Annotated in this window: 14 protein-coding genes; 13 read left to right on the top strand and 1 reads right to left on the bottom strand. The window is 36.9% G+C overall.

Translation table 11 applies throughout. From position 1 onward, the window contains the following. Positions 1-147: 147 nt before the first annotated feature. The 8 genes from DXA60_RS16525 (at position 148) to DXA60_RS16490 (ending at position 6,343) form a co-directional block, all read left to right on the top strand. Positions 148-351, top strand: coding sequence for a helix-turn-helix transcriptional regulator (locus DXA60_RS16525; RefSeq protein WP_330418451.1), 204 nt, complete (start codon positions 148-150; stop codon positions 349-351). Between the two features lie 71 nt (positions 352-422). Next, positions 423-1,928, top strand: coding sequence for a type I restriction-modification system subunit M (locus DXA60_RS16520; RefSeq protein WP_117922405.1), 1,506 nt, complete (start codon positions 423-425; stop codon positions 1,926-1,928). Beyond that, positions 1,918-3,093, top strand: a complete 1,176-nt coding sequence (locus DXA60_RS16515; protein ID WP_117922404.1) for a restriction endonuclease subunit S — start codon at positions 1,918-1,920, stop codon at positions 3,091-3,093. Before DXA60_RS16520 ends, DXA60_RS16515 begins: the two co-directional genes overlap by 11 nt. Beyond that, positions 3,086-3,292: a hypothetical protein gene (locus DXA60_RS16510; protein ID WP_117922403.1), complete on the top strand. Its 207-nt coding sequence runs from the start codon at positions 3,086-3,088 to the stop codon at positions 3,290-3,292. Before DXA60_RS16515 ends, DXA60_RS16510 begins: the two co-directional genes overlap by 8 nt. A 100-nt stretch (positions 3,293-3,392) precedes the next feature. Further along, positions 3,393-3,734: a transposase gene (locus DXA60_RS16505; RefSeq protein WP_006855988.1), complete on the top strand. Its 342-nt coding sequence runs from the start codon at positions 3,393-3,395 to the stop codon at positions 3,732-3,734. After that, on the top strand, positions 3,731-4,639 hold the full coding sequence (locus tag DXA60_RS16500; protein ID WP_117922402.1) for an IS3 family transposase: 909 nt from the start codon (positions 3,731-3,733) through the stop codon (positions 4,637-4,639). Before DXA60_RS16505 ends, DXA60_RS16500 begins: the two co-directional genes overlap by 4 nt. 145 nt (positions 4,640-4,784) lie before the next feature. Further along, on the top strand, positions 4,785-5,768 hold the full coding sequence (gene xerA / locus DXA60_RS16495; protein ID WP_117922401.1) for a site-specific tyrosine recombinase/integron integrase: 984 nt from the start codon (positions 4,785-4,787) through the stop codon (positions 5,766-5,768). Between the two features lie 14 nt (positions 5,769-5,782). Continuing rightward, positions 5,783-6,343: a restriction endonuclease subunit S gene (locus DXA60_RS16490; protein ID WP_117922400.1), complete on the top strand. Its 561-nt coding sequence runs from the start codon at positions 5,783-5,785 to the stop codon at positions 6,341-6,343. Here the strand turns inward: DXA60_RS16490 and DXA60_RS16485 are convergent. Next, complete coding sequence (locus DXA60_RS16485) at positions 6,340-7,011, bottom strand: restriction endonuclease subunit S (protein ID WP_243006930.1); 672 nt, start codon at positions 7,009-7,011, stop codon at positions 6,340-6,342. The two genes, DXA60_RS16490 and DXA60_RS16485, sit on opposite strands and share 4 nt — an antisense overlap. Before the next feature lie 253 nt (positions 7,012-7,264). Between DXA60_RS16485 and DXA60_RS16480 the strand changes: the two genes are divergently transcribed. The 5 genes from DXA60_RS16480 (at position 7,265) to DXA60_RS16460 (ending at position 14,468) form a co-directional block, all read left to right on the top strand. Continuing rightward, positions 7,265-8,536, top strand: coding sequence for an FRG domain-containing protein (locus tag DXA60_RS16480; RefSeq protein WP_117922399.1), 1,272 nt, complete (start codon positions 7,265-7,267; stop codon positions 8,534-8,536). Position 8,537: 1 nt separating this feature from the next. Beyond that, positions 8,538-11,687, top strand: a complete 3,150-nt coding sequence (locus DXA60_RS16475) for a type I restriction endonuclease subunit R (protein WP_117922422.1) — start codon at positions 8,538-8,540, stop codon at positions 11,685-11,687. A gap of 53 nt (positions 11,688-11,740) precedes the next feature. Then, complete coding sequence (locus DXA60_RS16470) at positions 11,741-12,331, top strand: hypothetical protein (protein ID WP_117922398.1); 591 nt, start codon at positions 11,741-11,743, stop codon at positions 12,329-12,331. A gap of 152 nt (positions 12,332-12,483) precedes the next feature. After that, entirely contained in the window at positions 12,484-14,004 is a 1,521-nt protein-coding gene (locus DXA60_RS16465) for an RNA-binding domain-containing protein (protein ID WP_243006929.1), read from the top strand. 83 nt (positions 14,005-14,087) lie between these two features. Next, on the top strand, positions 14,088-14,468 hold the full coding sequence (locus DXA60_RS16460; RefSeq protein WP_117922397.1) for a hypothetical protein: 381 nt from the start codon (positions 14,088-14,090) through the stop codon (positions 14,466-14,468). The last annotated feature ends 15 nt before the right edge of the window (positions 14,469-14,483 follow it).

Genomic DNA, 14,483 nt, shown 5'->3' with positions numbered 1-14,483 from the left:
ATTTTTTATGGATAATACTATACGTGCATGATTTCGAGAACTCAAAATTTGCAATTGCATAAGCGAAAAACTGATGATATAATAAAAATCAAGATACAAGGACAATTTGACGTGATAATCGGAGGAAATAACATGTCAGAGAATCAAGTGAAAATAACTTATAAACCTTTATGGAAGTTGTTAATTGATAGGGATATGACAAAAACGGAATTAAGAAAGAAAACACAAATAGCACCAAGTACATTTACAAAAATGAATAATGACCAACAGGTATCGTTAGATATACTGGCTAGGATATGTGTTGAATTGAAATGTGGCTTTGATGATATTGTGGAAATAGAACGAGAGTGATATTGCGAAATGGAGAAGCATGTGCAGATAAATATAGCAAGTTACTAATAGATATAGAAAGGAATTTATAAATGGCAGTTCAAAATAATGCTAACATTGGCTTTGAAAAACAAATTTGGGATGCAGCTTGTGTTCTTTGGGGACACATTCCGGCAGCAGAATACAGGAAGGTTATCGTAGGACTTATTTTTCTGCGTTACATATCAAGTGCATTTGAAAAACGATATGAACAGCTCGTTGAAGAGGGCGATGGTTTTGAAGATGATAAGGATGCATATGCAGAAGATAATATTTTCTTTGTACCAGAGGATGCCCGTTGGAGCAAGATTGCTTCTGCGGCACATGCTTCGGAAATTGGTATTGTTATCGATAATGCAATGAGAGCTATTGAAAAAGAAAATACAACTCTTAAAAATGTGCTTCCAAAGAATTATGCAAGTCCAGATTTGGATAAGCGAGTATTAGGAGAGGTTGTGGATCTTTTCACCAATATGGATATGGGCGATACAGAAGAAAGCAAAGATCTTCTTGGCAGAACATACGAGTATTGTATTCAACAGTTTGCAGCATACGAAGGTGTTAAGGGTGGCGAGTTCTATACGCCTGCAAGTATTGTTAAAACAATCGTTGCTATTTTGAAACCATTCAAAAACTGTCGTGTATATGACCCATGCTGTGGTTCGGGTGGTATGTTTGTTCAGAGTGCAAAATTTATCCAGGCACACAGTGGCAAACGTGGAGAAATCGCTGTTTATGGTCAGGAGTCTAACGCTGATACTTGGAAGATGGCAAAGATGAATATGGCTATTCGCGGTATCGATGCAGATTTTGGACCTTATCAGGCAGATACATTTTTCAATGATTTACATAAAACGCTTAAAGCTGATTTTATTATGGCAAATCCGCCATTCAATCTTTCAAACTGGGGACAAGACAAGTTAAAAGATGATGTTAGGTGGAAATATGGAACGCCGCCAGCAGGAAATGCCAACTATGCGTGGATTCAGCATATGATACATCATCTTGCACCAAATGGAAAAATAGGTCTTGTGCTTGCTAATGGAGCTTTATCATCTCAGTCTAGTGGTGAGGGAGAAATCAGAAAGAACATTATTCAGGCGGACCTTGTAGAGGGGATTGTTGCACTGCCTACACAGTTATTCTACAGCGTTACAATTCCGGTTACACTTTGGTTTATTTCTAAGAATAAAAAGCAGAAAGGTAAAACCTTATTTATAGATGCCCGGAAGATGGGTTATATGGTTGACCGCAAGCACAGAGATTTTACGGATGAAGATATTCAGAAATTGTCTGATACATTTACATCATTTCAAGATGGTACGCTTGAAAATGTGAAAGGATTCTGTGCTGTAGCAGACCTTAAAGAAATCGAAAAGCAGGACTTTATTTTGACACCAGGTAGATATGTTGGTATTGAAGAAGCCCCGGATGACGGAGAAACATTTGAAGAAAAGATGACACGCCTTACATCAGAGCTTTCAGATATGTTTGCAAAGTCTCATGAGTTGGAAGAAGAAATTCGTAGGAAACTGGGGGCGATTGGGTATGAAGTATAATTGGACTACGAAAAAGCTATCAGAAATCACTTATATCAATCCAAGAGAGAGTATTGGTAAGGGCGTTGTTGCAAAGAAAGTGCCAATGGATAAATTGCAGCCATTTTGTAGAGATATTCCAGAATTTGTGTTTGAGGAATATAAGGGTGGCACAAAATTTAGAAATGGTGATACGATTATGGCAAGAATTACTCCTTGTCTTGAAAACGGAAAAATTGCAAAAGTTTCAATTTTGAGTACTGATGAAATAGGCTTTGGATCAACGGAATACATTGTCTTTCGAGCTATTGATGATGTAAGTGATGCTGATTTCTTGTACTATTTGATATGTAGTCCATTGGTTCGCAATCCGGCTATTAAATCTATGGTAGGTTCATCTGGTCGGCAAAGAGTTCAGACTGATGTTGTTGCTAATTTAGATGTTGAATTGCCACCTATTGAGGAACAAAGAAAGATAGGAGGGGTGCTAAAGACTTTTGATGATAAGATAAAGCTTAATAATGAGATAAACAATAATTTAGAGCAGCAAGCTCAGGCGATATTCGCAAATGAGTTTTTATCGCTTGATACGCTACCCGAAGGCTGGAAACAAGCCAGTTTGATAGACATTGCAAACTATCTAAATGGTCTTGCTATGCAAAAATATCGTCCAACCGCTGACGAAAGCGGCATTCCGGTTCTTAAAATCAAGGAACTTCGTCAAGGGTGTTGTGATGATAATAGCGAGTTATGCTCTCCAAGTATTAAATCCGATTATATCATTCACGATGGCGATGTTATTTTTTCTTGGTCGGGTAGCTTATTGGTTGACCTTTGGTGTGGCGGTATATGCGGTTTGAATCAACATTTATTCAAGGTCACATCAAGCAAATATGATAAATGGTTTTATTATGCTTGGACAAAGCACCACCTTGACCGCTTTGTGGCTGTTGCCGCCGATAAAGCCACGACAATGGGTCATATTAAACGAGATGAGCTTGCAAAAGCAGAAGTTCTTATTCCAAATGAAGCTGACTATAACCGCATAGGTGCTTTGCTTCAGCCTATCTATGATATGATTATATCAAATCGAATAGAGAATAAAAAACTTGCCGCAACAAGAGATACTTTGCTTCCTAAGTTGATGAACAGTGAAATTGATATGTCGGAGGTAGATTATGAATAAGAAAGACCTCTCGATACCATTTAATGCACCACTTAACCTACAAGATACCGAACAACAGACCTATGGTTGCAGAGCCAACAATCCGGATATATGCGGAAATAACGGCTTACCAAACATCTGTGCTTTTTCCTCTGCGGATTGTATATGCAAAAAGCCGTCAAGAGCTTGGAAAAAGCAATATAACAAACTCAAAGATTAAGCCACTAAATTATTGTTTATAATGATGTTGTATAAATAAAGTTGACACCTTATTCTCAAGGAATTCATGTATAATAAAAGAGAATAAGGAGGAACTCTCAATGTCACGAACCCAACGTAAATACGACCAGGAATATAAGATCCAGGCTGTCAAACTTGCCAAAGAAATCGGCGGTGCTAAGGCAGCCAAAGAATTAGGTATCCCAGAAGGAACCATCCACACATGGCTGAAAGCAGTTAGAGCAGGCACATTGGATATTGGCGACGGTGCACATACTCCGGAAAGCGCGATGAGTCTTGCTGAGGAGCTTGCCATGCTCCGCAAACGCGTTAAAGATCAGGACAAAGAAATCCGGCGTCTGAAAGAGGAAAATGAATTTCTCGAGGAAGCAAGCGCTTTTTTCGCAGCCAGCCGTCGGAAGTCAGCAAGAACCAAAGAATGATGTTCATTGCCATAAAAACGAAAGACGGCGTGATTAAGGGAAAACTCTCATTCTATTGCCGGATGCTTGGCGTCAGCCGCCAGGGTTTCTACAAATATCTTGCTATTAAAGATCGCCCTTGGAAATATCAGGATCTTGCTGATGCCATGAGAGTGATCCATGCTGAGGATGAATGCAATGATACCTATGGACGTATTCGCATGTACCAAGCACTGCTCCTTAAGAATCCGACGGGAATCAAGATCCCCAGTGAACGAACCGTTTACAGGGTTATGGATGAAATAGGACTTGTCCATCGGCCAAAGCGCAAGCCAAATGGCATTAGCAAGGCTGATCGGGAAGCACGTAAGTCAGATGATCTTCTGAAGAGAGAGTTCAAGGCTGATAAGCCACTTGAAAAATGCGTAACTGATATCACAGAAATCAAGGCAAAAGATGGAAAACTGTATGTTTCAGCCATCTTCGACTGCTTTGATTCCAGCGTTCTGGGACTGGCAATGGAAACAAACATGAAGGCAACTCTGTGTGAGCATACACTGGATAATGCCTATCTGGCGCATCCTGATCTGCGAGGTGCCATTGTGCACTCCGACAGAGGAAGACAATATACCAGTGAAACCTACCGTCAGGCGCTTTCTAAATATGGCATTATACAAAGCATGAACAGTGATGGTGGCAGGTGCCACGATAATGCTCGATGTGAAAGCATGTGGGCCAGAATGAAAAGCGAGCTTCTCTATGACCGCTACAATACGGAAAGCCTGACCACGGATGAGCTGAGAGTTCTTATTTGGAGATATTTCATCAGTTACTGGAACAACAGGAGGATCTGCTCTGCCAACGGTGGGCTTCCTCCTATGATTAAGCGTCAGAGATACTACCAATCTCTGGGCCTGGCTGCATAGGAAATGATATCTTTGAGATAAATGTGTCAACCAATATTGACAATATCATAACATATCCCATAACTTCCGTGGGTGGCGGAAGTTAATATCGGGGGACTTCCGCCCCATAGTCGGTCTCTAAGAATATTTCAAAGGAGAATTGACTGTGAAACAAGATTTAATCAAAGATGTTATTCAGGGAATGTTGCCTTACCTGAACAACGCACAAAATGAAAAATTGCAAGAGGTGTTGCAATACACACTTGCAAAGTATGAGGTGACGGAAAATCAAAGCAAAGAGAAATACTCGGAGCAGAACTATGTAGAATTGTTCCTTTCGGCGAAGCGAGTCGAGGGCTGCTCCGAGAAATCTCTTAAATACTACAAGGCTACTATCGAAGCTATGCTTTGTGAACTTCAAAAAGATGTTAAACACATAGTTACAGACGACATCAGAGGATACCTGACGGAATATCAGGAAAAGAAGAAGTCAAGTAAGGTTACTATAGATAATATCCGCCGTATTCTGTCCAGCTTTTTCTCTTGGTTGGAGGATGAGGATTACATATTGAAAAGCCCAGTTAGACGCATACACAGAGTAAAAACCGGCACGAACATTAAAGAAACATACTCCGATGAAGCGTTGGAGCTTATGAGAGATAACTGCACCGAGCCGAGAGATTTGGCAATGATTGATATGCTGGCTTCAACGGGTATGCGTGTTGGCGAAATGGTACTGCTTAACCGAAATGATATTGATTTCAATGAAAGAGAATGTATTGTTTTCGGTAAAGGCAGTAAGGAACGAGTGGTCTATTTTGACGCTCGCACAAAGATACATTTGCAGAACTATTTGGAGAGCAGGATGGACAATAATTCAGCATTGTTTGTATCGCTGAAAGCACCACATGAAAGGTTGAAAATTGGCGGCGTTGAGGTTCGCCTTAGAGAATTTGGAAGGCAATTAGGAATTAACAAGGTACACCCACACAAATTCAGGCGTACCCTTGCAACTATGGCGATAGATAAAGGAATGCCGATTGAGCAGTTACAACAGCTCTTAGGGCATAGGAAGATAGATACAACTTTGCAATATGCAATGGTTAAACAGAGTAATGTGAAAATTGCTCATCGAAAATATATAGGATAGAGAGGAAAACGAATATGGCTGAATGGAACAATACACATCTTTCTGAAGTTTTAGTAGATAAAGGCTATATAAGAGGGCCATTTGGATCAGCACTCAAAAGATGTGATATGAAAGATAATGGTATACCAGTATATGAACAACAACATGCTATCTATAATAGTAGATATTTTAGATATTATATTGATGAGCAAAAGTTCAATGAGATGAAGCGATTTCAGGTAAATACTGATGACTTAATAATAAGTTGTTCAGGGACAGTAGGAAAAGTTTCTATTATCAGAAGTGATGATCCTAAGGGGATTATTAGCCAAGCACTTCTGCTATTAAGAGTAGATCAAAAAAAGATATTGCCATTGTATTTGAAATATTTCTTTACATCAAGAGATGGATACAATGCTATTGTTTCACGTTCAAGTGGTTCTGTACAAGTAAATATTGCCAAAAGAAATGTTATCGAACAGATACCGCTTATGCTACCAAAGATAGAAACTCAAAGGAAAATAGTTGAGATACTAAATTCTATTGATACTAAAATTGAAGAAAATGAAGAAATAAACAATAATTTAGCGGCTTAAAGGTCGATTTCAGAGACATCAAGCTCACCAGACATCAACTTAGGTAAAAGAGTATCACGAAGCTTTGTCAAGTTGCTTATTTCAGCTTGATTTGCCTTGATTTTTGTAAACATGGGAGCTGCTAAATTGTGAAATTCAGTTATTTCTTCATTGGTAGGTACTACGAAAGGCATACCCTTAATGATTTTTGAATTCACAGCAGTGGCGATTGATGATGTGCTTCCCATTGTTTGATAATTAAAGCATTTCAGATAGCAATACAAATATTCGTTGATTTCTTTTTTGCTTGTTTTGAAATGTGCAATGGCTTCGTTGCTGGTCATTTCGCCGTCTGTTATTGCAATTCTACCAACCGTCAATTTGAAGCTAAGCAAAATGGTATTATCGGGTACGATTTTGACATTATGACGGTCAACAGCTTCTCTTGTAAGTTGTTCGGAGCTTTCGCTAATGTATAAACCACAAGTACCCATATCGGAAATAGATACCCAAGTAACATCATTGGGATTAGTGCTAAACCATTGTGGCTCTTTTCTCGGAGGAGTTTTACCAATGGAAATATCAAAATATTCGTCAGCACGACAAGTTTGTCTCAATTCGTTTGAGGTATCTACGAAACGATGACGATATATGGCAAGCACTTGCTCAAGTAAATTATTGTTTACCATACTTGAAGTGTTTTGGCTTGCAGTGCAAGAGTTAGTTGCACTAATTGCTATTTCATCGCTTGTAGTCTTATTTACTGTATCTGTTGTCAAGATAGTGATAAAAGCGAAGGGAGATGACGCCATGGGAAGTCAAAGAATTTGTATGTGTAATTTTTGAAATTTTATATACTATGAGCGCAAATTTGGCAGGTGGTGCACTGCTAGCCAAAACACTTCAAAGGATAATCGTTTAGTTTGCAAAGGAGTAGATAAAGTGGCATATAAAGAAATTGATGAATCTAATATAACATTGATTGATTCGGTTAGTTCTTTTATTGAAATGATAAAACAGGTAAAAGAGACTAAGGAAGCTCAAGACGGAACTTCTACTGAATTATATTTCAGAGGTCAGGAGACTGAATTCTGGGATATTGAGCCGAGTATATTTAGAGATGATATGTTAAGCATTGAACATAAATTGATGCAGATACCATTGCAGAAGTCACCAACAGAATTTAGGGACTTGAATTCGATGTTTGATATTATGACGAAGTACCAGCATTATGGGATGTGTACTCGTCTTTTGGATTTGACTACTAATCCGCTAGTTGCCCTCTACTTTGCATGTAAAAAGCATGGTGCAGTAAAATATGTTACAGAAGATGGAGAAGAGGAAAAAGAACCATATGGAGTGATTTATTACACGGACAAATACTACTCATCTCAACCTACAGATATTGAAATTCAAATCGTGTCTGCTTTGGCGAGTTATGATTTGGAAAAAGAAAATACTTTGTCTGATGTTCTTGAAAGACTATATCATGATCAGATTATAAACGAAAGAACAAAGAATAATTGGTTAGTAAATTACGGAGAGTTTGTAAAAATAATACAAAATAATTACATGGTAATGCCAACTTATACAAATGAAAGATTGAGAAAGCAAAGTGGAGTATTTTTACTGACAAGCCTTTTTTCTTTTAATAAAGAGAATGAGCTCAAGAATTCTGTTATATCAAAAGCGAAGGGAAAATTAAAAGAAGAATTTAGCGATACGTGTTTTTATATTTCAGGAGAAGATAAAGAAAATATTTTAAAGGAACTAGATCTGTATAACATAAATGAGGCTACTCTGTTTCCTGAATTAGAGCATCAACTAAGCTACATAAAATATGCGAATCGTAATCTGGTTAATCCTGTTACAGATTTTACAAAATATGAAGAAGAGTCTGCAAGCAGTAAGCAGGATATAGGGGTAAAACAACCGGAACTGGAACAATACATTCTTGACAATTTTGATGATCGATTTAAAGGTATTATTGGAGAAGAAGATGTTAAGGAAGTATTAAACATAATAAAAGAACATTTTACTGTTGATTGGTATAAGCGTAATCCAATACTCAGTAAAATAAATATGTCTATTACAGGATATTATTTAAAAAAATATGAATCAAGGGATGTTGCAAAGCAAAAGGCAGAACAGATTGTGACATTATTAAACCAAATGGTTGAAGATTTTATTACAGCAATGGAGAGAGGTGAATAAAGTGTCAGCTAATTATACGGAAGCTAATTACGAAAATTCAGTAATAGAGTTATTTAGAAGTGATTTAGGCTATGAATATGTTTATGGTCCGGATATAGAAAGAGATTTTTACAATCCACTATATGAGGATGTTTTGCTTGATTCTCTGTATCGTTTGAACAGCGGTCTGCCCGGTGACGCCATTCAAGATGTTTTATTTAAGCTTAAAAATTTTGAAAATGGAGAGCTTGTGCAGAAAAATGCTGCATTTATGGACTATCTACAAAACGGTATCCCAGTAAGATATTTTGTTGACGGCGAGGAGCGTTCCTCTATCGTCTATCTTGTTGACTATAAAAATCCCGACAATAACTCCTTTATCGTTGCTAACCAATGGACTTTTATTGAGAACAGCAATAAACGTCCCGATGTAATTCTCTTTTTGAACGGCTTGCCGGTTGTATTGGTTGAGCTGAAATCTCCGTCCCGTGAAGAAACGGATGCTTCCGAAGCATACAGACAGCTTCGTAATTATATGCAGGAAATCCCATCTATGTTTATTTATAATGCTATCTGCGTTATGAGCGACCAGTTGACATCTAAGGCAGGTACAATCACTTCAGGTGAAGACCGCTTTATGGAATGGAAAACGAAAGATGGAGATTATGAGAATACACAGTTTGCACAGTTCGATACCTTCTTTGAGGGGATGTTCCGAAAGGCACGACTGCTTGATATAATCAAAAACTTTATTTGCTTTTCTAACGAGGGTATCAATTCATTTAAGATACTTGCTGGTTATCATCAATACTTTGCGGTCAAAAAAGCGATTGAATCCACAAAACACGCTACCGTTACCGATGGTAAGGGCGGTGTATTTTGGCACACCCAAGGCAGCGGCAAATCACTGTCTATGGTGTTCTATGCTCATTTATTGCAAGAAGCGTTGGATTGTCCAACGATAGTTGTTATTACTGATAGAAACGACCTTGACGATCAGCTTTATGGACAATTTGCAAAGTGTAAAGAGTTTTTAAGACAAGAGCCGGTACATGCTGAAAGTAGAGAAAACTTAAAGTCTTTGCTTGCCGGAAGACAGGCAAATGGAATCATCTTTACTACAATGCAGAAGTTTAAAGAATCTCACGAAGCATTGTCGGAGCGAAACAACATTATAGTTATGGCAGATGAAGCACACAGGGGACAATATGGACTGGCAGAAACTGTTGATGCTAAAACTGGTAAGATAAAAATTGGAACAGCACGAATTATCAGAAATACGCTGCCTAATGCTACATATATAGGATTTACAGGTACTCCTATTTCATCAAAGGATCGCAGTACTCGTGAAGTGTTTGGTGATTATATTGATATTTATGATATGACACAGGCGGTTGAAGATGGAGCAACAAGACCTGTTTATTACGAGAGCCGGGTTATCAAGCTCAATCTTGATGAAGATACTCTTAAGCTAATTGATAGCGAATATGATGTTATGGCTGAAAACGCTGATGGAGAAGTAGTTGAGAAAAGCAAGCGTGAACTTGGTAAGATGGAAGTTGTTCTTGGCAATGATAATACTATAAATTCACTGGTCTGTGATATTCTTGACCATTATGAGAATAACAGAGAGAATCTTTTAACAGGAAAGGCAATGATTGTTGCTTACTCTCGTTCTATCGCAATGAAGATATACAAGCGTATCTTAGAACTTCGTCCTGCATGGACTGAGAAGGTTGGAGTAGTTATGACTTCTGGTAATAATGATCCGGAAGAATGGAGAAAAATTATTGGCAATAAACATCATAAGGATGAACTTGCTAAGAAATTTAAAGATAATAAAAGCCCTATGAAGATAGCAATTGTCGTTGATATGTGGCTGACAGGCTTCGATGTTCCTTCGCTTGCAACTATGTATGTCTATAAGCCAATGTCCGGACATAATCTTATGCAGGCTATAGCTCGTGTAAATCGTGTGTTTCGTGATAAAGAAGGAGGGCTTGTTGTAGACTATGTAGGAATTGCTTCTGCATTGAAACAGGCAATGAATGATTATACTTCTCGTGATAAAAAGAATTACGGTGATACTGATGTTGCAAAGGTTGCATATCCAAAGTTCTTAGAAAAACTTTCAGTTTGCCGAGATGTGTTCCACGGATATGATTACTCGAAGTTTACAGGTGGAACGGATCTTGAAAGAGCAAAAACTATTAGTGGTGCAGTCAACTTTATTATGGGCAGAGAGAAAGTTGATGACAAGGATGCATTTGTTAAAGAAGCACTTATGCTGCATCAGGCATTGTCGCTTTGTTCATCGTTGGTTGATGAACAAAGTCGATTTGAAGCAGCATTCTTTGAATCAGTACGTGTTCTCGTTCTTAGACTAACAAATACGGGAGTTGGCAAGAAGATTTCTCTTCCAGAAATGAATGCAAGGATAAATGAGCTTTTAAAGCAGAGTATCAAAAGTGATGGAGTTATTAATCTTTTCTCAGATATCAAAGAGGAATTTTCACTGTTTGACCCGAAGTTTCTCGAAGAAGTTGCGAATATGAAAGAAAAGAACCTTGCGGTTGAACTTCTTAAGAAGTTGATTGCAGAACAGGTTTCAGTATATCGCAGAACTAATGTAGTTAAATCTGAGAAGTTTAGTGAAATTATGCAGCGTTCGCTTAATGCATATCTTAATGGTATGTTGACAAATGAAGAAGTTATTGAAGAAATGCTGAATCTTGCGAAACAGATTGCGGCAGCCAAGAAGGAAGGCGATCAGCTTGGGCTTACTGCTGATGAGCTTGCCTTCTATGATGCATTAACTAAGCCACAGGCGATAAAGGATTTCTATGAAAATGAAGAACTGATAGCAATTACAAAAGAACTTGCAGACACTCTCCGAAGAAATAAAACAATTGATTGGCAGAAACGAGAATCAGCAAGAGCAAAAATGCGTATGCTCATAAAGAAACTGCTGAAAAAGCATAAGTATCCGCCTGAAGGTATGGAGGATGCGGTTCAGACTGTTATGACACAGTGCGAACTTTGGACAGATAATAATGATATGGGCGAGGAAAAGGTTGTTAACTTTCGAGACAAATCAATCTCATATGAACAATCAAATTATGCGCCCATGATGGTTGCTGAAAGTACAGCAACATATGGAGAGAAGAAATAAAAGGAAGGATATGCATAAAAATTAACTTTTTGTGCATCATACAGGAAAAAATTATGGAATACTATATTTTAAAATGTTATCAAGAAGCTAAAAATAGGTGTTCAGATGTAGATCAAGGATTTGATAGATTTGAACCTAAAATAAAAAAGATAGTTATTGCATGCCTTGTTGCAATGTTTATATCGTGTGCTGAGATTATTTTTACAATGTTATTACTTCCTAAACAATTATGGTACTGTATTGGCATAATAATTTTATTAATTGCAATGGTAATACTTATAAGTGTAGACAATAAAGATCAAAGGAATCGTATGGACAAATATGTGGATTCACATAAGAAAAAAATTGGGGTTTTAGACGAAGTATTAGAAAGTAAATTTCAAATAAATAATAAAGAAAAAATAGAAGAACTGATGAATATTTATCAAGAATATATAGATAAAGAAACCAGCAAAGAAAAAAAGAGAAATAGTATTATCTTGACTATTTTTTCTGCATTTGCAGGGGTTTTAACCATTTCATTTGAAAATATGGGAGTTATTGGTATAGATTTTACTAATTGGTTATATGTAGCTACATTTTTACTTGTTTTTGTTGCAGCAGCTGGAATTTGGATTTATTCATATACTTTTTTGATACATTGAAAAGGAAATATGAACTTATGATAAAAGATTTAAAAGAATTATTGCTGTTAAAATATTAGATATTACATAGCTATTGGCGTTAATAATAGGTATGGTGAAAATGAAGATAGTAAAAAAGCCATATATTATAATAAAGAAAGCAGGTGCAGCACATGAATATGCAGGAGTTAAAAGAACTTATTTACCAAGGTGAAAAAGTTGATATAGAGTGCAAAAAAGCAGAAAAAAGCGTACCAAAATCTGCGTATGAGTCCTATTCTGCATTTGCCAATACCAAAGGTGGATATATCATATTTGGAGTGAAAGAAGATAAAACCAAAACTGATCCGAAGGAACGATTTATAATACAAGGAATAGAGGATGCACCTAAGCAGAAAGAAGATTTTTGGAATACAATTAATGGAAATAAGGTGAATATAAATCTATTAACAGATGATGATGTAGAGATTGTTGAAGATGGCAGTATAAGACTTATTGTGATTCATGTTCCTAGAGCTGATTTTAATATGCGTCCGGTATATGTTGGTGAAAATCCATATAAAGGAACATATAAAAGAAATCATGAAGGTGATTACCATGCGACAGAACATGAGATTAGAGGGATGATAAGAGATCAAAATCCTGTGGGCAATGATAATCAAATAATTGAGTATTATACAATGGATGATATAGATAAAGAAACATTAAGAAAATATCGTCAGATTTTTGAAATCAGAAATGATGGACATGTATGGAATGCTCTAGATGATAAGGCTTTTCTTGAAAAGTTGGGCGGTTACAGAAAAGATAGGAGGACTGGTGTAGAGGGATTAACGTTAGCAGGGCTACTAATGTTTGGAACAGGACAGGCTATTAGAGAACGCTTTGATAATGTTTTTATGGATTATCGAAATGAAAGTCAGGTAACAGCAGATATTCGTTGGAATGACAGAATTACTTACGATGGTACATGGGAAAATAATCTATTTAATTTCTTTACGAAAGTAACACCGAAGCTTACAGAGGACTTAAAAAAGCCATTTAAATTGGAAGGTGGCGTGCAGCGTATAGATGATACGCCAGTGCATAAGGCTGTTAGAGAAGGTTTTGTAAATATGATTATACATGCGGATTATTTGATGGATGCTGGAGTTTTAAAGGTAATAAAGAAGTCTGATGCATTTGAATTTACAAACCCAGGGATTCTGAAACTTCCACTTGAAGATATTTACCGAGGTGGTAATTCAAAATCAAGAAATCCACATATGCAGACTATGCTTAGACTGGTTGGATTTGGTGATAATGCGGGTTCGGGTTTTCCAACGATTCTTGATGTGTGGAAGTCGGAAGGATGGATAAAACCGGAATTGATAGAAGACACAAATCTTGATCAGGTTACACTTGTGATGAAGATGGAAAAGGATTCTGATGATGAATCAGCAGAAAAATCAGCAGAATCAGCAGAAAAATCAGCGGATTCAAAAAAAATTAAAGCAATAGATTTATCAGAAAGACAGAAGCAGATTTTAGCCTATATGGATGCTGGAGTTGAATATAGTACAGAGCAGGTAGCAAAAAATATAGGTTTAAAAGGTCCTAGGACAAGGCAGTTATTAAATGAATTGGTAAATATGGAGTTATTAGCTTGTATTGGAACTACAAAAAGAAGAAGGTATATTAAGCCGGTGGATTAAAAAATTTCAGTCTTATTATTTTATTGCTAAATATGAAATGCTGATAGATGATGGCTTGCTGATAATAGATAGGTGGTGGATAAGTGACAAATTCAGAAAAGTTGTTGAGTTCTTTTTCGGAAAATTATTTTTATAAAGAACTTGTGTATGCAGATTTAAAATTTACTCCTACAGGTGGAACAGAAGTAGAGTTAGCGGATTTGATAATAAATCTCGAAGATATTATTCTGGCGATTCAACTAAAGGAGCGGAATGAAAAGGATAGGACGCAGGACAAAAATATAGAAGAGAAGTGGCTGAAAAAGAAATGCAAAAAAGCTAAAGAACAGATAAAGGATACGATTTCATATATTGCTAGTGAAAAAATCTTTTTTATAAATGCTAGGGGAAAGAAAACAATAATTAATCCGAGTGCAGAGGTTGTTCCACTAGTATTTCATCCTTTAATTAACTCGACTTTTTGACAGACAGTGTATCAA

It is taken from the genome of Roseburia sp. OF03-24, from assembly GCF_003463035.1.
GTDB classification, from domain to species: domain Bacteria; phylum Bacillota; class Clostridia; order Lachnospirales; family Lachnospiraceae; genus Roseburia; species Roseburia rectibacter.
Note: the sequence above shows the minus strand (reverse complement) of the source record. Positions and strands in the feature narration are given on the sequence as shown.